This window comes from Gemmatimonadales bacterium (genome assembly GCA_036265815.1).
Classification (GTDB): Bacteria; Gemmatimonadota; Gemmatimonadetes; order Gemmatimonadales; family GWC2-71-9; genus CAVVWJ01.
In genome coordinates this window covers 1-17,072 of sequence record DATAOI010000016.1, presented here as the reverse complement: position 1 = coordinate 17,072, position 17,072 = coordinate 1, and the positions used below count along the sequence as shown (strand labels likewise).

The window sequence follows — 17,072 nt, the reverse complement described above, 5'->3', positions numbered from 1 at the left end:
GAACGCGACCAGAACGTCCTCCTCGAGTCCGAGTCAGGGGAGCGCTTCGTCCTCAAACTGGCCAATCCTGCCGAACGGCGTGAGGTGCTCGAGGCCGAATGTGCGGCCATGCTCCATCTGGAGCCGAGCGGACTCACCCCCCGACTGATCCGTACCGTCGAGGGCTCCGCGATCGGCATGCACGGTCCCCAGTTCGTGCGACTCATCTCGGTGCTGCCGGGCACGACACTCGGAACGGCGCGTCTCCACACGAACGCCTTGCGGCGGGACCTCGGTCGCGCGGTCGGTCGCCTGGGCCGCGCGCTCACGAACTTCGATCATCCGGCCTTCCATCGTGATTTCCATTGGGACCTCGCGAACGCCGAGCGCGTCATCGGCACGTATCTCCCCCTGGTCGCCGACACTGCGCTCGCCCCGCGGATCGCAGCATTTGCCGCGTACCATCGGGCCCATGTCGTCCCGATGCTCCCGGACTTCCGGCGCGGCGTCATCCACGGCGACGCCAACGACTACAACGTCCTCATCGACGAGGCACGCCAGTCCGTCACGGGGATCCTCGACTTTGGCGACATGGTGTACAGCCACAGCGTCAACGACGTCGCGATCGCGATGGCATACGTCGCCCTCAGCGCGGCCGATCCGTTGGCCGCGGCCGCAGCGGTCGTCGCCGGTCACCACGAGACGCGCCCGCTGACCGAGCCCGAGCTGCAGGCACTCTTCAGCTTGATGTGCATGCGACTCTGCATGAGCGCGTGCGTCTCCGCGAAGCAGACCGCGGAACGCCCCGGGGACGACTACCTTCGGATCAGCCAGGGACCCCTGGCCAGGACGTTGCCGATCCTCGCGGCGATCCATCCACGATTCGCTCACTACACCTTTCGCGATGCCTGTGGCCTGCCGCCCGTGCCGCATGCCCCGCGCGTCATGGCCTGGCTGGCGGAGCAATCGGCACGGTTCGCGCCCCTGATCGGCCGCGATCTGCGCACGACTCCGGTGGCACCGATCGATCTCAGCGCCGGCAGCGCGTTGGTTTCCAGCGAACCGTCCGAGAACACTCCAGCCGAACTCGATCGCCGCATACAGCGCCGGCTCGCCGAGCGCGGCGCGACGGTCGGTGCCGGGGGATACGACGAGGCCCGGCTGATCTATGCCTGGCCGAACGAGCCGACGGGAACCGAGCCGCGTACGATCCATATCGGACTCGACCTCTCGCTGGCTCCCGGATCCCCACTCCATTCGCCGCTCGACGGTGTGGTGCATGGATTCGAGAACGCTGCCGCCCACCACGACTACGGGCCCGTCATCGTCCTGCGCCATCGGACGGAGGGTCCGGACTCCGTGGAGTTCTATTCACTGTACGGGCACCTGTCGTGCGACTCGCTCGAGGGACTCCGGGTCGGACAGCCGATCGCGAAGGGCGCGGTGTTCGCCCGCGTCGGCAGCGCACCCTCCAACGGCGACTGGTGGACCCACGTCCACGTCCAACTGGTCACCGACCTCCTTGACGTCGCGTGCAACGTGGACGGCGTCGTTCGCGCGAGCCAGCGGCGTGTGTGGAAAAGCCTCTGTCCCGATCCGAACCTGATCCTTGGGATTCCGATGGAGGAGCTACCGCATCATGTACCGACGTCAGCAATTGCGGCAGCGCGTCACGCGCACGTCGGCGGCAACGTACGCGTGTCCTACGGCGCGAACCCACTCAACATCGTCCGCGGCTACAAACAGTACCTGTACGACGATGCGGCACACCGTTTCATCGACGCGTACAACAATGTGGCGCACGTGGGCCACTGCCACCCGCGCGTGGTCCGCGCCGTCAGTGACCAACTGGCCGTGCTCAACACGAACACCCGCTACCTGCAGGAGCAGCTCACCGAGTATGCGGAGCAATTGACGGCGCTGTTTCCGACGTCGTTGAGCGTCTGCTACTTCACGGCCTCGGGCAGCGAGGCCAACGAACTCGCGCTCCGCCTCGCGCGCGCACGGACCCGGGCGCGCGATGTGATCGTGATGGACTCGGCCTATCACGGTCACACCACGACCTTGATCGACATCAGCCCATACAAGCATGCGGGCCCGGGCGGCGAGGGCGCACCGGATTGGGTGCACCGGTCGCCGCTCCCCGACGTTTACCGCGCGCGCGGCGCTCACGCCGACCCCGGCTCGTGGTTCGCGTCGCGGGTCGGGGAGGTGATCGCCGATCTCGCCGCGAAGGGACGACGTCTCTCGGGCTACATCGCCGAGACCTGCCCGAGCGTGGGCGGGCAGATCATGCTTCCGAAGGGGTTTCTGGCCGACGTGTACGCGCGCGTGCGCGCGGCCGGCGGGATCTGCATCGCGGACGAGGTCCAGACGGGCTTCGGCCGTCTGGGCACCCACTTCTGGGCCTTCGAGGCCCACGACGTCACGCCCGACATCGTCGTCCTCGGCAAACCGATCGCGAATGGCTATCCGATGGGGGCGGTGATCACCACGCGCGCCATCGCCGAAAGCTTCGACAACGGCATGGAGTTCTTCAGCACCTTCGGCGGCAGCACGGCTGCGTGCGTGGCCGGCCGCATGACGCTGCAGGTGACCCTCGACGAGGAGCTCCAGCGGAACGCACTCCTCGTGGGCGAGCGGTTGTTGAGCGGATTGAAGCCCTTGATGGGGGAATTCGAGATCGTCGGGGATGTGCGCGGATCGGGCCTCTTCCTCGGCGTGGAGCTCGTCCGTGACCGGCACACCCTCGAGCCGGCACCAGACGAAGCGGCCTTCGTGGTCGATCGCATGCGCCAGCGCGGCGTGCTCGCAGGCACCGACGGGCCGTACCACAACGTCATCAAGATCCGTGGCCCGATGACGCTCTCGCTTGCCGACGCCCACCAAGTCGTGGACACACTGGCCCGCGCGCTCCGCGAACTGCCGGGCCGAAGGCCGGTCGGTACGTCCACAGTGAGACCGGAGAACGGTCGTGAACAATAACGGCCTGCTGAAGGTCACGTCCCTGCTCTCGCTCCTCTTGCTGACGCTTCACGTGACGGACGACATTGTCCGTGGGATATCGAAGGCCGAGTCCTCAAATACTGCGCTGGTCGTCCTGGTGGTCTTCCTGTACGGCACCCTGGTGCTCGCCGACCGGCGATCGGGGCACATCATCATGTTCCTCGTGGGGTTCTTCGCGGCAATCATTCCTGTCATGCACATGAGGGGGTCACACTATCCCGAGATTGCCGCGTCCACCGGCGGCTTCTTCTTCGTCTGGACACTCTGGGCACTCGGCGCGCTCGGGGGCGTCACCATGATGCTCTCGGTGCGCGGCCTGTGGAGCCTGCGACGGGGAGGCACACGTAATTGAACGATGCCGCTGCCTAACATGCGCGTGAAGCTGGCGGCGCCGTCTTTCTGAGGCAGTCTTCTGTTTTTGCGAAATCGCCTAGTTCGCGCCGCAGCGTCCTCGACTACTTCAGTGAGGCTAGGATGCTTATTGGTGTGCACGCGCTGATCTATTCACCGCAAGCGGAGCAGGTCCGGGCATTTCTTCGCGATGTCCTGCGCTGACCGTCAGTCGATGCGGGGAACGACTGGCTCATCTTTGGGCTGCCCCCCACCGAGTTGGCCGTGCATCCGGGTCCACCCCTGGCGGAGGGAGAAACGTCCCCGGCCATGGAGCTGTACCTGATGTGCGATGACCTCGATTCCACTGCGGCAGAGCTCCGGACTCGAGGTGTGGACTTGGCTCGACCGATTACTGAGGCCGGGTGGGGCCGAGTGACCGCCGTCCGGTTGCCGGACGGCAGCGCGCTTGGCCTTTATCAGTAGCGCATGCGCGAGCGAGTCGCTTGCAGCTGATGCGCAGGTCGTCGTGGCGGATGCAATTGGATATGTGGAACCGGCGTCCCAGTCCCTGATATCTCGGCGCCTTCCTGACCAGGCTCGGTGCTACCGCCCTTCGTCCCTCAGCGCCCTGACCGGATCCATTCCGGCCGCTCTCCGCGCCGGTAGGTAAGATGCGACCGCGGCCACGCCGAGCAGGACGACTGGTACTCCCACGAACGTGAGCGGATCGGTGGCGCTCACGCCTACCAGGTAGCTCGCCATCACTCGAGTGAGCGCTACAGACGCGACCAGCCCTAGCGCGATTCCCACACCCGCCACGATCAGGCCCTGGCCGAGGATGAGCTCGCGGATCTGTCCCTCGTTCGCGCCCAGGGCAACTCGCACTCCGATCTCGCGGGTACGCTGTCGAGCCGAGGAGGAAATCACGCCGTACAAGCCGAGGGCTGCGAGGATCAGCGCCAGCACGGCGAAGGTGCTTGTCAGCGCCAGCAGAAACCTGGTCTGGGCCATGGCTTCCGTGACCCAGGATTGCAGGGTGTTGAGATCGGCCACCGGAACATCCTTGTCCAGGGCCGCGACCGCCGCACGGATCTGCGGCATGAGGCTCGTCGGGTTCGTGGCGGTTCGCACTACGAAGGTGAGCGGCAGAAACGACTGGAAGACGTACGGGTAGTAAATCGTCTCCCGGCTCTCCGACGCGAGTGAAGTCGATCGAACATTGGCCACCACGCCGACGATGGTGACCGGCAGTCGCTCCATCGCGAAGGTCTTCTCGTTGACATGGTCCACCAGGATCTGGGCCCCCAGCGGATTTTCCCGGCGGAAGACCCGAGTCGCGAATTTCTGGTCGACCACTACCACATCCTGGGCCTGCTCTTCGTTGTCCGCTCGAACAAAGGTGCGGCCGGAGAGGAGCGGGATTTTCATCGCTTCGAAGTAGCCGGGCAGCACCGACTTGTTGTCGGCCATGTTGGTCCGGTAGGCGTCGTCCGACTCGCCGATTCTGCCGTAGGATCCGACCGCATACTGTTCGCCCCCCGCGAGCGGAAGCGGCGTCACGCCTCCGACGACCTCCACGCCCGGAATGGCGGCGAGACCATCGCCCAGCTGGTTGACGAAGTTGGCCCGGGACTGCGACGTGAGATACTTGATGAGTGGGAGCGGTGCAATAAACGTCACCGCATTCTTCGGATCAAATCCGGGATTGACCTTCTGAATCTCGGCGAAGCTCCGCACCATCAATCCGGCCCCGATTAGCAGAACCAGTGACAGAGTCATTTCGCTCACGACCAGTACCGTGCGGAGCTTGTTGCCCCGCGCGCCGCCTGTATCGGTGCCCCGGTCGCGCAGACCGTCCGCCAGATTGCCGCTGACTGCTCGGAGCGCCGGAGCGAGACCAAACAGGAGCGCGGCGACCGCTGCTGCCGTGGCCGCAAAGGCGAATGCGCCCGCATCGAGCGATACCTGATCGATCCTCGGCAGGTTGGCTGGACTGAGCGCCTTGATCACTTTGATCCCGGCCCACGCGAGCAGAAGTCCCAGGCTGGTGCCGCCGGCTGAGAGCACCAGACTCTCCGTCAGCATCTGGGCCACGATGCGGCCCCGGCCGCTGCCGATCGCCGCACGAACGGCAATCTCCCGGCCCCGCTCGGATGCGCGCACCAGCATGAGGTTTGCGATATTGGCGCAGGCAATCAGGAGCACAAAGGCAACCGCGCCCAGCAATGCCAACAGCGCCGGCCGGGCGTGTTCCACTACATCGTGATGCATCCCACCGACCACGATCTGCATCTTCTGGGTGGCGTGAAACTGGTGGGTCTCGCGCAGACTCGTCGCGATACGGTCCATGTCGCTCTGGGCCTGCTCCAGGGTAGCCCCTTGCTTGAGCCTGGCGACAATAGTTAGCCAGGCCGCTTCCCGCTCGAAATCCCCGAGATTGCTCGGCAGAACACCCCAGGCATCGATGTTGGTCGGCATCGCGGCGTCGGCGGGGAGATAGATCCGGAAGTCTTTGGGCAACACCCCGACCACCTGCGATCCCCAGCCATCCATGAGGATGGTCTTGCCGATAACGCCCAGGTCGCCGCCGAAACGCCGCTGCCACAGCCCGTAACTCAACACCACCTTGCCAGGCGGCAGCTTGGGGTCTGGATTGCCAAACTGTTTGGGATCGATCGGAAAGGCGTCTTCCGACACGTGGGTCCGCCCCAGCACCGGCTGGACGCCGAGGAGACTCAGAAGATTCCAGGTGACGTAGGCGTTGGTGACCCGCTCCGGCGGGCCGTCACCGGTGAGCGTACCGCTGACGGCGATGGCACCGGCAATTCCATCGAACTGGGTGGCCTGAGCCTGGTAATCCTTGAAGTCGGGACCGGAGACCAGCGAGCGAGCAACGTTGGTCGTGGGCAGGCGAGTCCACACGAACGCCAGCTGGTCCGGGTCTTTGAAGGGCAGAGGCCGGAACAGCACCGCGTTGGCCACACTGAAGATCGCGACATTGCTGCCGATGCCCAGCGCCAGGGTCAGCAGAATAACCGCGGTGAAGAGCGGTCTCCGCCCGAAAGAGCGGACCGCATACTTCACGTCCTGCAGGACGTCTTGCATCATTGGATTGCCTTCGGAATTGCCGGGATGGCGGCCGACAGAACCCGATAGCCCCGGCCAGTGTGAGCCGGGACTATCGGACGACCGACCGCGAGACCCACGTCTCTGTTACTGTCCTGAGCTCTCACCCAGGGCGACGAGAAGCTCGTCCAGCTGATCGAACGTCTCGACCATTGCATCGGCTGCTCCGGTGCCGGCAGCGTCGAGCGCTTCCTTCGAAGGATAGTTCTCCTGCAGGACCACCAGCGTCTTGCCGCCCTTTTCCTCGAAGGTCACCGTGGTGACCGGCCCGCCCTCGCCACCTTCCTCGTTGGTCCACGCGAGGCGCAAATACGGCTTCACTTCGACATACGTACCGAAAAACGCGGCAGGCTCGGGGCCACCGAGGTCGAATACCAATCGGTACTTGCCTCCGACACGAGCATCCACCTCGCAGGACAGCAGGGCCATTCCCATCGACTTGGGCACCCACCAACGCTTGAGCAGCTCGGCCTTGGTAAATGCCTCGAACACGATGCGCGCCGGGCCGTTGATGGTCCGCGTGACAACCACCTCGCGGTCCGACTTCCGTTCCACCGTGGTGCGGTTCTTCACGGGGCCGGGCTCACTTTCGATTCTTGCGTTCATCGCTCTTCTCCTTTCGGGTCAGTTCCTCGACAACCTTGTCCAACTCGTCGAAGCGTTCGTCCCAGCGCTGGCGGTACCTCTCGAGCCACGCCGTCTCTTCCTCCAATCGGCGCGGGCCCAGCCGGCACGTCCGCACGCGCCCGTTCTTCTTCGTGGTGACGAGCCCCGCCTGCTCCAGAACGCCGACGTGCTTCTTCATGCCCGTGAGCGTCATCTGGAACTTCTCGGCAAGGTCCGTGATCGAAGCGTCGGCTCGTCCGAGCTGCTCCAGAACGCCACGCCGCGTGGCGGCCGAGAGCGCGGCGAACGAAGTATCAAGTCGGGTCGTCATATACTGAACCATATGGTTCAGTAGTTTAACGCAAGCGTTCGCGGCATGCAAGGGGTGGCCGCGAAGAACGATGCGTCCTACGATCTCAGCAGAGCGCGCATCCGTGATCGGTCAGACCACCATCGCTGCCTCTACTGCGACGACGTCCTTGCCGAACGGCCGCATCGTGACGCGCGGCTGCCCGGCACCGACACAGTGGCGTTCCGTGAAGTCCTGCCCTACCTCTCCCTCGAACCCTTCCGCCGCTGTTGGTACACCCAGTTTCTGGTTGCCCTCAAGGAGTCGGCATTGCCCGCCCCGGCAGGTCCGACAGATGTGGTCTATCGGTTTCTCTATCTGCCCACCCTTCCGGCCGGCCATCAGTGTGCGGATCGAGCGCCGAGACAGTATCCGCATGACCGTCAGCCAGACCGAGGGTTGGGGGGGGGCTACGATCCGAAAGGCCTCGCATGGACGCGAACCGTTCGGTTGCCATTGCCGGCCTGGGACTCATTGGAGCTGGCGCTCGCGGCGGCCCACTGCCCTCTGACGTATTCGGAGGTCCTGGAAGAGTTCCTCAGATCTGAGCTCGCTCATCACTCGTGAAGGTGTTCAGTGGTCAGCTCGTATCTCCCATCTGTTAACCACTCAACCGTTGCGAAAGATGAGAAGAGGGCTACTGACATTTTTGCGAGTTGTCTTTATACCCAGCACTCAATTGAGGGTTGGTTGAAGGGCCGGGTGGTCCCGTGCTTCCTTCGCTCCCCAGGCAGCGCTCCGGTCGGGTAGATTCCACTGCATCCGCTTCGGCCGATTCGCGTCCGGCTTATGCACGCCCATAAGGCTTTGATACATGTCTCTTCCACCGGTTTAGCCCAACGTATCGCACCAAGGAAGGCCGTAGGTTGCGAATCGTGGTATTTGGCGCGGGCGCCGTGGGCGCCTACTTCGGCGGCCGGCTCGCGGAGACGGATGAGGACGTCGCCTTCATCGCCCGCGGCGCGGCGCTACGCGCGATCCGTGAACGCGGGCTGCGCGTCACGAGCACCGACGGCGATTTCGTGATCCAGCCGGCCCACGCTTCCGATACCCCCGCCGAGCTGGGCCTCGCCGACGTCATCCTCCTGGGCGTCAAGGCCTGGCAGGTCCCCGACGCCGCCCGCGCCATGGGCCCGCTCCTGGGCCCCGACACCTTCGTCGTCCCCCTCCAGAACGGCGTCGAGGCCCCCGCCCAGCTCGCCGCCGTCCTGGGCCCCGAGCGCGTGCTCGGCGGCCTCTGCCGCATCCTCGCCTGGATCGCCGCCCCCGGCGAGATCCGCCACGAGGGCGTCGAGCCCTACATCGGCTTCGGCGAGCTGGCCGGGGGCCTGAGCCCTCGGGTCGAGCGGCTCCAGCAGGTCTTCGCCCGGTGCCGCGGCGTCACCGCCGAGGCGCTCGAGGACGTGCGGGCCGAGCTGTGGCGCAAGTTCCTGTTCATCGCCTCGGTCAGCGGGGTGGGCGCCGTGACCCGGGCGCCCATCGGGGTGTTCCGAAGCCGGCCCGAGACCCGCGCGCTGCTCGAGCGCGCCATGCGCGAGGTGCTGGCCGTCGCCCGCGCCCATGGGGTGGCCCTCCCGGACGACACGGTGGAGGAGACGCTCGCCTTCACCGACACGGTGCCGGCGGAGGGGACCGCGTCCATGCAGCGCGACCTCATCGCCGGGCGGCCGTCGGAGCTGGAGGCGCAGAGCGGGGCGGTCGTGCGGCTGGGGCGGGAGAAGGGGGTGCCGACGCCGGTGCACGAGTCCTTCTACCGCTCACTGGTGCCGCTCGAGCTGCGGGCGCGGGGGTGATCGCGTTCGACGACTGCTGGTCCGGGATGCCGGTCTGTGGCCGCATGGCCGCGCCCAAGGACGCGGTCGGCGTCTGGCCCACGCCCTCAGCCGAACGGGTTACCCACTGGCCAGCGTGTCGCTTGTGCACGTGGCGGTAAGCAGGGATCATGCGTCCGCTCGCAGAGCTCAGCCAACTCGCCACCAGTCGGAGGATATCGTGAACACCCGAGGCCGCCTCTCCTCTCGCGGCGCAACCAATGCCTTGCTCGCAATAATCTGCGCCCTGTTGGCGCTGCAGCTCGTCAGTGCCCACGCGGAGGCACTCCTTCCGCGACCGTTGATGGCCGAAGGGGCCCGGAGAGCCGGCACGTCGGCCGACGCTCCTCAGCCCGTCTACCTGGTCAGCGGACCCGCCGGCGGCAAGCTCGATATGTTGCCCGTGGCGGTAGTCTACCTGGACAAGAACGGGGCCCTGGAGGATGCCGTCGGCCCGGATGGCTCGGTACGTGTGCGCGTGATTCCTTGAGTCAGCATGGGCCGACGCCCTTGATCCCCCTGAAGGCGGCCTGGCGCTTGATCGCCTGAAGTCCGAAAACCTGCTGCTCACGGCCCAATGGTTCGACCCTCGTAGCCGACTTCGGCGGCAAGCTGCTTCCGATCCCGACATCATCTGATGGGGCGGGCAACGTGGAGGGGGTCAGCAAGGCGGGTCGGGAGGGGGAATCGGTACGTCTACCACGAAGCTGGGCAGCGCGGTGACGCTACCGCCACCGCGTTTTCGCACCGGCTGCCCTCAGCGCTCAACTCTTGAATTGCACTGACCGAAGCACAGCTAACAACGTTTCCTGCTCGTGCGGGTCGTCGGTCGTCGCGCTCATGGTGAGATGAACGTGTGGGCGAATAGTGTCGTCAGCATGACCTGGACTTGATAGGGACGGCTGAGCGAGAGAAGGTAGCAAAGATCCAGCTGCCGATGCTCGCGATCCCAGTTTGTGAAACGCGGCCCGCATGGCGACGGCGCTCGCCGCGGGCTTGCTGGGGCTGGCCTCCAAGCCCGCGCCTTCCTGGCCGGGCTCGCCTACGTCAGCCGTATATCGAAGTGCGCCTTGAGCGCGCGCGTGATGTCGGTTCCCACGATGCTCATATACTTCGCGTTCTCGAGTGAGAAGTGGGCCTGATACTCGCGACCGACCTGGAGCTTGCCCGCGTAGGCGTCAGCACAGTTGGGTTTCAGTTTCACAAGATAGGGTTTCCGTTCCGTTTTCACAGCGAGACTCCTTCCTCGGTCGGATGGCGCGCCAGGCTCTCCGGCTGTGTACTTCTCGGCGTTCCGTGGCCGGATATATGCCCAGGCGGCCTTGATCCAGCCGGGCGTACCTCGCGTCGCCGGTGAATCCGCTTGAGCATCCGGGTGCCAGGTTCAAGGAGTGTTGATGCCGTGAGCTTAAGCTCGAGTTGCTCATCTTCGAGCTGCGGCTCGCTGGAGCGCCGGCGGAGATACTGGCACCGCTCTGGGAGGCGATCGACGGACTACTCAGGGCGGGGGACGGATGCCGTAAAAAGCGGCCGCCGCACGGAGCAAGCCATGCGGCGGTCTAGGGAGCAGCTCCGGTAACTCCAACTGGACAGAGTTCCTCGCTAGGAGGGCGGCGGGATCGAAAGCCCGCCCGGGCCATTCCCGTGCACCGCCTTCGAGGGGCGGCACGTGAAGTATATGCGTCAGCCCCTCTCCACGCTACTCGACCCCAGGCTCGCCCGTTCCGCCACGAGCCCCCGACCCCGCTTGGGGGCCCTAACGGGTATAGTCAGGGGACAGCTGCGCCTGGTGCAGCCGAGGTAGGAACCTCTGGAGCCGCCGCCCCGCCGGAGCGGACGGTGGCGGATGAGATTGTGCGCTTGCTGAAGACGGCGGCCAGGATGCACGAGCCGGAGCGCCTGAAGGCGACTCGGGACACCTTTCACGATACGGTGGCGGGCCTCTTGGCCCCTCCACTACCACGTCATCCCCTCCATTCTGACCTCCTGAAACGCTCGCCGGGCGCTATACTAGGGGCGTCGCGTCAACCGAACATCAACGCTACTGGCCTCGAGCACCGCCAAGCCGAGCGGCCGCCGGCACGACCGGCCACGCAGGCCCCTCTCACACCCCACACGAAGCCGTCCACGCCTAGTCCTCAATATCTCAGGCAAGGAGTTTCTGTGACGAACTTCAGCAAGGACCAACTTGACAAGATTCGCGCTCTCCTGGAGAAAGTGGGTGTAAAGCCGGAGTGCCCTGCCTGCAAGAAGGGCATGCTGGTGCTCGACCGCGGACAGTTCGGACTCTATGAAGTAGCCCAGTGGCGCGAGGACCCCACGCGAGCGCCTGGAGGCACGGCGGGATCGACTGGGAGAATCGCAACGTGTGTGCTCTTTACCTGCAATAGCTGCGGCTTCGTCCGAATGCACTCGCTCATGGCGCTCGGCCTAGACAACATGATGTGAAGAAGTCTGCACCGATCCGTCCATGTCTGACGCTATCGCGCGACACGGGCACCACCTTGCGCGAGGAGATTCACACCAAGCGGCGCAGCGCGTAGGGGTGTGGGAAGGACCAGACCGTGGCCGGGCCCGGGTGGCAAGGTAGCCGCGGAGCGGAGCAGACAGCTCCGGTCCGCTCACGGGTCGTCCGGGATGGGTGTCGAGCTTGGCGAGGGCGACATGCAGTGTTGGGCCGCCGCACAGCTCGCACGTTGGCGCCGGCGGTTGTACTTAAGGCACAAAGTACCGTCAGATTCGGAGCGATTGCGAGTGGTCGCCGCGGCCAACAATGAAGGATCTCGACCGCCATTCAGTGAGCCTGCGCACACCTGGCATCCGGCCACCCCCCCATACTGAACGGTGAGGGGGAGTTCGCTCGACCGCATCGCCCCCGCTGTAGACGTAGCTTGGGGGAGGTGTCCGATCATGGAGACGATCCCAACGAGACATTCTCAAGGCTCGTGCCTACGATGCCAGGCGCCGCTGGCCGAGGGCGCGCGCTACTGCCCCCTCTGCGGCGTCTCGGTGAGCGAGGCTGCCACCGGGGAGTATACCCGCTACGACCTGGATCGGTTCTTCAACTATGCCCTGGACATGCTCTGCATCGCGGGAATCGACGGCTATTTCAAGCTGGTCAATCCCTCCTTCGAGCGGGTCTTGGGCTACACCACGGTGGAACTGCTGAAGACCCCCTTTGTCGAGCTAATCCACCCCGAGGACCGGAGCGACACAATCGCGGAGGTGAGCAAGCTCGCCAACGGTCTCGAGACCATCTGTTTCCAGAATCGCTATCGCTGCAAGGACGGCAGCTACCGGCGGCTGGAGTGGACGTCCTACCCGGAGCCAGCCACTGGGCTGATCTACGCGGTGGCCCGGGACGTCACCGAGCGGGACCGGGCGGATCGCCAGACGGCGGGGGCGTGACCGTCCCCTCGCGCTGCTGCTGTACTACGCCCTAACTCTGAAGCTGATGTCAGTCTGGCGCGATGTGGGCCACCATCGGTTAGCATGCTCGCCGTGCGGGCGCAGCCAGGGCCAGACAGACGGCCTTGTGGTACCGCCACTCCGCTGTCTTTCCTGCGTGTGTCGCTGCGCGAGGCCGCCGTCACCCATAAGCCCACCGTACACTTCAGTATACTTCTAGAGTCCTCTACCCAGGCCTCAGTTGAATCCGGTCTTGTACAAGGGCTTCACCATCACGGCGCGCACGTTTCAGGTACATGGCTCCGGCCGCTGGACCCTTGATCTCTTGATTGGCCGCAATAGGGACTTGCGGGCCTTCAGCGGCCCTAGCACCTACCCCACAGAAGAATCGGCCATCACGGGTTGTTGTGAGTTCGGTCAACGTATCATCGATGGGCGAGTGCGGAATTGCTCGGTCGATGACTTGTCCTGAGACTGATGCCTTACCAGGGCTCGTAGCTACCGGGCTAGCAGGAGAGCCGACCCCAAACTCTCCTGATTCCAGAAGCGTCGGCTGTGAGGATTGACGGTCAGCATAGAGGAACCGGTGCGTCGACCGACCGCGGACTCCCCCGGGAGTGCGGGCCGCCTTCTCTCCGGCGTCTTCGTAGTAGGGCCTCACCAGCTACCCCGTACAGCCACGGTGGGGCCCCCTCACATGAGTGCCCGTCCCTCAATTCCAGTCTGTGAAATCCCCGGGTGTGGGAAGCCGGCCGCCGCCGTCATGCGGGCGCCGGCGGAGGTCCCCGGGAAGGAGCACTCGCTGTGTCCAGGGCACGCCTCGTGGCTCGCACTGAGGCTGGGGAGAGTGGGCGTGACCTACACCTCCCGACCTCTGGCCGCTGCCTGATTAGCAGGTGTACAAATATCTGTGCCAACTTCGCCTGAAACTAAAGGGGCCCCTTCGGGACGCAGGCTGCCAAGAGGATCGCCAGGAGGTCCTTCCCGGTGCTCGGTGGTGACGGGGACCCGATTGCGACACTTTCTCGGGAAAACTGTCGCGTCCGCCCTCACTTCCCGCTCATCTTTCCTCTATCGGCCGCCTGGGCGACTGGTACCTTCTGCCCCACGCCAACCTGCACCAGCTTGTCGGTCCGTTCCGCCCCCCACCGGGACCAACAGCTGGGGCGAGTACCACTGGTGCGTCGGCGTGGTGGTTCGCCAGCAGCGCGACATGGCGCTCACCACCAAGCCGGAGCGGAGCAGCAACGTCGGCATGCGGAACTTCCAGACCCGGGCCGCCACGGCCGGCGAGATCGTGCTGAGCGCGGCCACCAACGCCTTCCAGGTCGCCGCCGAGCTGGTGGTGCGGGTGGACAGCACGGCCCTGCCGCGGGGCTGGAAGGCGGAAGTGCTCGCCCCAGCGTCGGAGACCAGGCTGTCGGAGGCCACCGAGCGGAAGGCCCGCCTGCTCGGCGCCCACGGCCGCCTGCTGGAGCCGGGAGCGACGGCGCTGGTGCCGGTGCGGGTGACCCCGCCGCCCGAGGCGCCGCCCGGGTCGGCCGCCGACGTCAGGATCGAGGCGGCGCTGCTGCCGCTGGTGGCGGGGACGCGCACGCCGATCGGCAACGGATTCACCTATCGGGTGGTGGTGGACAGCACGAAACGGTGCCCGTGCCGATAGCAGCCCGGCGTTGTCCTCGTCGTCCGCGTGAGACCCGCTTGATCATCCCGGAGCACATTGTCCAATAGCGTTCGGCCGACCCCTGCCGCCCGGCGCGGGCCCCGACGCTGGCGGTCCCACGTTGGCGACGACACATTGCGGTACCTCTCGATACGGCCTGGCCGTGGCCGACGAGCAAGCATCACGGCTACTTCCTGGACTCACCTCACGCGCCGCGATGGCGCTGCCCGAGGCCTGCACCTTTCCCACCCTGTCCGGAGCTAGGTCAGACTGACTTGTAGGATGGAATCGCCCCTGCCAACTTGTTGCCGCGCCAGAGCGACGGATGGCTCGACGAACGGATGTGAGGTAACCTATGCCGATCACATACCTACCGGATTTGCACCTCGATCTCATTCGCACGACCTGCATCGGGATGATTGGGCTGCCCGATCTGACCCACTACGTCTACATGCTGTCAGAGCGGGATTGGCTGCGGAAGCCACAGTTGATCGATGGGCGCCAGGCCGCCCTGACGATGTCGCCCCAGGAGGTGCGGATTCTATCCGAGCTCATGGTCACGCTTCGCGAGCGGCACGGGTGTGCTCCGGTGGCCTTCGTGCCGGGGAACACCATCAACGCCTGCGTCGCCTCGCTGTATCAGGACTACGGCGCCGGCGCCAACCCGCAGTTCGCGACCTTCGCCGACGCTTCCGAGGCGGAGCAATGGCTCGCCGGTCTGATCCCGACCGCTCATCATCCCGGCCGGACGGAGCGCGATGTCGCCGGCCTTCGAGTACTCGTGGTGGACGATTGCGAGGCAGTACGCGGTGTCGTCCTCCGCTCCTTGGAGCTGGCCGACTATGAGGTCCGCGCCACAGGAACGGCGATGGAGGCCCTCGACCTTGTCTGGCAGGCCCAGGGTCCGTTCGACCTGGCGCTGATCGACGTGCACTTGGCAGGTACGGACGGCGACATCCTGGCGGCCGCGCTTCGGCGGCTCCAGCCGGACCTACCAGTGCTCTTTATCAGTGGCGAAGACGTGCCAACTCGAGCCGAGGAGGGGCCGCTCCTCATGAAGCCGTTCGGTCCGCAGGTACTGGCTCAGTGTGTAAGCGAGTATCTCAAGACAGGGTGTTGCCACGCGTGTGCGCCGGTCGTCGGCCTGGAGCCGGCGGCCACCCCGTAGCGGGGCAGGGGAGCGCCAAGCAAGAAGGTCCGGAGCAAGCTTTTCCGGTGGAAGCGCCCGCTCCTCGGCCTCCGGCGGGACGCCGACGAGGTCCCTGCTGAGAGGTCGGGCGCTCACTGGTGCAGTGGCGGGTGATGCCGCACTGCCGCCGTCGCCTCGTCCAGGCGACCGAGATATTCGGCCACGCTCTCGCCCGCGCGCCGCCGGGGCAGCACGAAATGCACGTCGTCGGGCTCGCGGGTGACGCCGTGCGGCCCTTCGTCCACCATGAGATCGCCGCCGCGCGACTCGACCGCGAGCTCGAAGCGCTCGACCGACTCGAGCAGCGTCACCAGCTCGTCGCTCGTCTCCCGCCCGGTGAGCGCGACACCGCGCTGCCGCAGGCGGGCGCTCGTCTCCGCCACGGCGCGGCGAAGCTCTTCCTGCTGCTCGGGATCCATGATCTGCTCCTTGGGCTCCTCTTCGTGTCCTGGAGAGCGTCGTTTTCAACTCTCACCCTGCGCCGACTTCTCGCAAGCCTCTCGCGGGCCGCGCTCGGGTTCACGATTCGCCGGTTGGCCTTGGGAACCTGTTCTCCACGTGCCTCGCTCCGCCCAGGATCTCATCTCCAAGCAACATCGTAGCGCGAGTTGGTAACAGTCTTCGGCATCCGGCCAGGTTCCGGCCGCGTCAAGCATCGGTTAGCGCCTCGCCTCAGGCTCCGTGACGCCTACGCGGCGGCCCAGGCCGCGGTCGCGAAGACACCGGCGGCCACCGGGAAGCAGGCGACATCGAAGCAGAAGCCGAACGCCGGCGCAAGGCACAGCCGATCCGGGCGGTAGCTCCGCCGCCGATCAAGAGCGAGGCACAGCGCAGGATGGCGAAACGTCTGTTTCTCCCTACGACATGACGGACCGGGAGTCTGCGACGGATATCTCGCAAAGTCTCGGGCGGCTTCGGTGGGATGTCTTTCGTGACGAGGTCAGCATTGCCGCCGGCAAGACCTGGCCCACGGAGATCGACACGCACCTCGAGGCGGCCGACGCGATGGTCTGCAGGCCCATCGGATGAGGCGGCGACACCCTCGCCGTCACGGCCGACCTTGGATACCCACACGCGCTAGTGTCGAAGCGGCCGTTCCGGCCATGAGCCCCCATCCGCCGGTGAGCCGCCTGTCGCAAATCGGCCCCTCGATGTCGCAAACGTGACCTTGTTTCCCGCGAACGCTTCCCGTAACTAGACCCCAGCCTCGACCAGACACCCCGAGCCGCCGCCCGTGCCGAGCCCTGCCGCCCCCGGCGAGCCTCGGCGGCCGATGCCATCCGCCGGCCGCTTGGCCGTGCTTTCCGTCCCATCGATCCCGACGTACCGCTCGCCTCGCCTGGGGAGTCGCCCATGAAGGTCTACATCTCCTCCACCTACCAGGATCTGATCGAGCACCGCGCCGCAGTGGACCGGACGCTCCGCCGCATGGGGCACGACGTGATCGGCATGGAGCAGTACGTCGCCGAAGGCAGCAAGCCGGTGGACCGCTGCCTGGCCGATGTGCGCGTCGCCGATGCCTACGTCATCATCGTGGCCTGGCGATACGGGTATGTGCCGGGCCGCGCCGCGAAGTCGCCGGAGCCCGCGCGCTCGATCACC

Annotated in this window: 13 protein-coding genes; 8 read left to right on the top strand and 5 right to left on the bottom strand. The window is 65.8% G+C overall.

The annotated features are described in order from the left end of the window. Together VHR41_02605 and VHR41_02600 are read left to right on the top strand one after the other, a co-directional pair. A partial coding sequence (locus tag VHR41_02605) for an aminotransferase class III-fold pyridoxal phosphate-dependent enzyme (protein HEX3233060.1) occupies positions 1–2,964 on the top strand: 2,964 nt, incomplete at its 5' end. Then, positions 2,954–3,337 carry a hypothetical protein gene (locus VHR41_02600; GenBank protein ID HEX3233059.1) on the top strand — a complete coding sequence of 128 codons (384 nt, stop codon included), beginning with the start codon at positions 2,954–2,956 and terminating at the stop codon, positions 3,335–3,337. The genes VHR41_02605 and VHR41_02600, both read left to right, overlap by 11 nt. Before the next feature lie 584 nt (positions 3,338–3,921). Here the strand turns inward: VHR41_02600 and VHR41_02595 are convergent. The 3 genes from VHR41_02595 to VHR41_02585 form a co-directional block, all read right to left on the bottom strand. Beyond that, positions 3,922–6,426, bottom strand: coding sequence for an ABC transporter permease (locus VHR41_02595; protein HEX3233058.1), 2,505 nt, complete (start codon positions 6,424–6,426; stop codon positions 3,922–3,924). Positions 6,427–6,531: 105 nt separating this feature from the next. Then, entirely contained in the window at positions 6,532–7,050 is a 519-nt protein-coding gene (locus tag VHR41_02590; GenBank protein ID HEX3233057.1) for an SRPBCC domain-containing protein, read from the bottom strand. Beyond that, positions 7,028–7,381: a metalloregulator ArsR/SmtB family transcription factor gene (locus VHR41_02585; protein ID HEX3233056.1), complete on the bottom strand. Its 354-nt coding sequence runs from the start codon at positions 7,379–7,381 to the stop codon at positions 7,028–7,030. The genes VHR41_02590 and VHR41_02585 overlap by 23 nt, the downstream gene beginning before the upstream one ends. 893 nt (positions 7,382–8,274) lie before the next feature. On the opposite strand from VHR41_02585, the gene VHR41_02580 reads away from it, so the two are divergent. Both VHR41_02580 and VHR41_02575 read left to right on the top strand, forming a co-directional pair. Then, positions 8,275–9,192: a 2-dehydropantoate 2-reductase gene (locus VHR41_02580; GenBank protein ID HEX3233055.1), complete on the top strand. Its 918-nt coding sequence runs from the start codon at positions 8,275–8,277 to the stop codon at positions 9,190–9,192. Positions 9,193–9,391: 199 nt separating this feature from the next. Continuing rightward, on the top strand, positions 9,392–9,700 hold the full coding sequence (locus tag VHR41_02575; GenBank protein HEX3233054.1) for a hypothetical protein: 309 nt from the start codon (positions 9,392–9,394) through the stop codon (positions 9,698–9,700). 552 nt (positions 9,701–10,252) lie between these two features. Here VHR41_02575 and VHR41_02570 read toward each other — a convergent pair. After that, the gene (locus VHR41_02570; GenBank protein HEX3233053.1) at positions 10,253–10,414 is read right to left on the bottom strand and encodes a hypothetical protein; all 162 of its coding nucleotides are present in this window, start codon (positions 10,412–10,414) and stop codon (positions 10,253–10,255) included. 1,805 nt (positions 10,415–12,219) lie between these two features. On the opposite strand from VHR41_02570, the gene VHR41_02565 reads away from it, so the two are divergent. The 3 genes from VHR41_02565 to VHR41_02555 all read left to right on the top strand — a co-directional run bounded on the left by VHR41_02565 (position 12,220) and on the right by VHR41_02555 (position 15,449). Then, positions 12,220–12,618: a PAS domain S-box protein gene (locus VHR41_02565; protein HEX3233052.1), complete on the top strand. Its 399-nt coding sequence runs from the start codon at positions 12,220–12,222 to the stop codon at positions 12,616–12,618. A gap of 1,189 nt (positions 12,619–13,807) precedes the next feature. Next, entirely contained in the window at positions 13,808–14,281 is a 474-nt protein-coding gene (locus VHR41_02560) for a hypothetical protein (GenBank protein ID HEX3233051.1), read from the top strand. Between the two features lie 355 nt (positions 14,282–14,636). Then, a complete protein-coding gene (locus VHR41_02555; GenBank protein ID HEX3233050.1) occupies positions 14,637–15,449 on the top strand; it encodes a response regulator in 813 nt (270 codons plus the stop codon). Positions 15,450–15,562: 113 nt separating this feature from the next. Here the strand turns inward: VHR41_02555 and VHR41_02550 are convergent, their stop codons facing one another. Beyond that, positions 15,563–15,889 carry a hypothetical protein gene (locus VHR41_02550; protein HEX3233049.1) on the bottom strand — a complete coding sequence of 109 codons (327 nt, stop codon included), beginning with the start codon at positions 15,887–15,889 and terminating at the stop codon, positions 15,563–15,565. 934 nt (positions 15,890–16,823) lie between these two features. Here VHR41_02550 and VHR41_02545 point away from each other — a divergent pair. Continuing rightward, on the top strand, positions 16,824–17,072 hold a 249-nt coding region (locus VHR41_02545), incomplete at its 3' end, for a DUF4062 domain-containing protein (protein ID HEX3233048.1).

What these genes read in the sequence shown, in the direction of transcription:
- VHR41_02585 (HEX3233056.1), bottom strand. Translation starts at nt 7,381, where the DNA reads ATGACGACCCGACTTGATACTTCGTTCGCCGCGCTCTCGGCCGCCACG.
- VHR41_02595 (HEX3233058.1), bottom strand. Translation starts at nt 6,426, where the DNA reads ATGATGCAAGACGTCCTGCAGGACGTGAAGTATGCGGTCCGCTCTTTC.
- VHR41_02590 (HEX3233057.1), bottom strand. Translation starts at nt 7,050, where the DNA reads ATGAACGCAAGAATCGAAAGTGAGCCCGGCCCCGTGAAGAACCGCACC.
- VHR41_02550 (HEX3233049.1), bottom strand. Translation starts at nt 15,889, where the DNA reads ATGGATCCCGAGCAGCAGGAAGAGCTTCGCCGCGCCGTGGCGGAGACG.
- VHR41_02555 (HEX3233050.1), top strand. Translation starts at nt 14,637, where the DNA reads ATGCCGATCACATACCTACCGGATTTGCACCTCGATCTCATTCGCACG.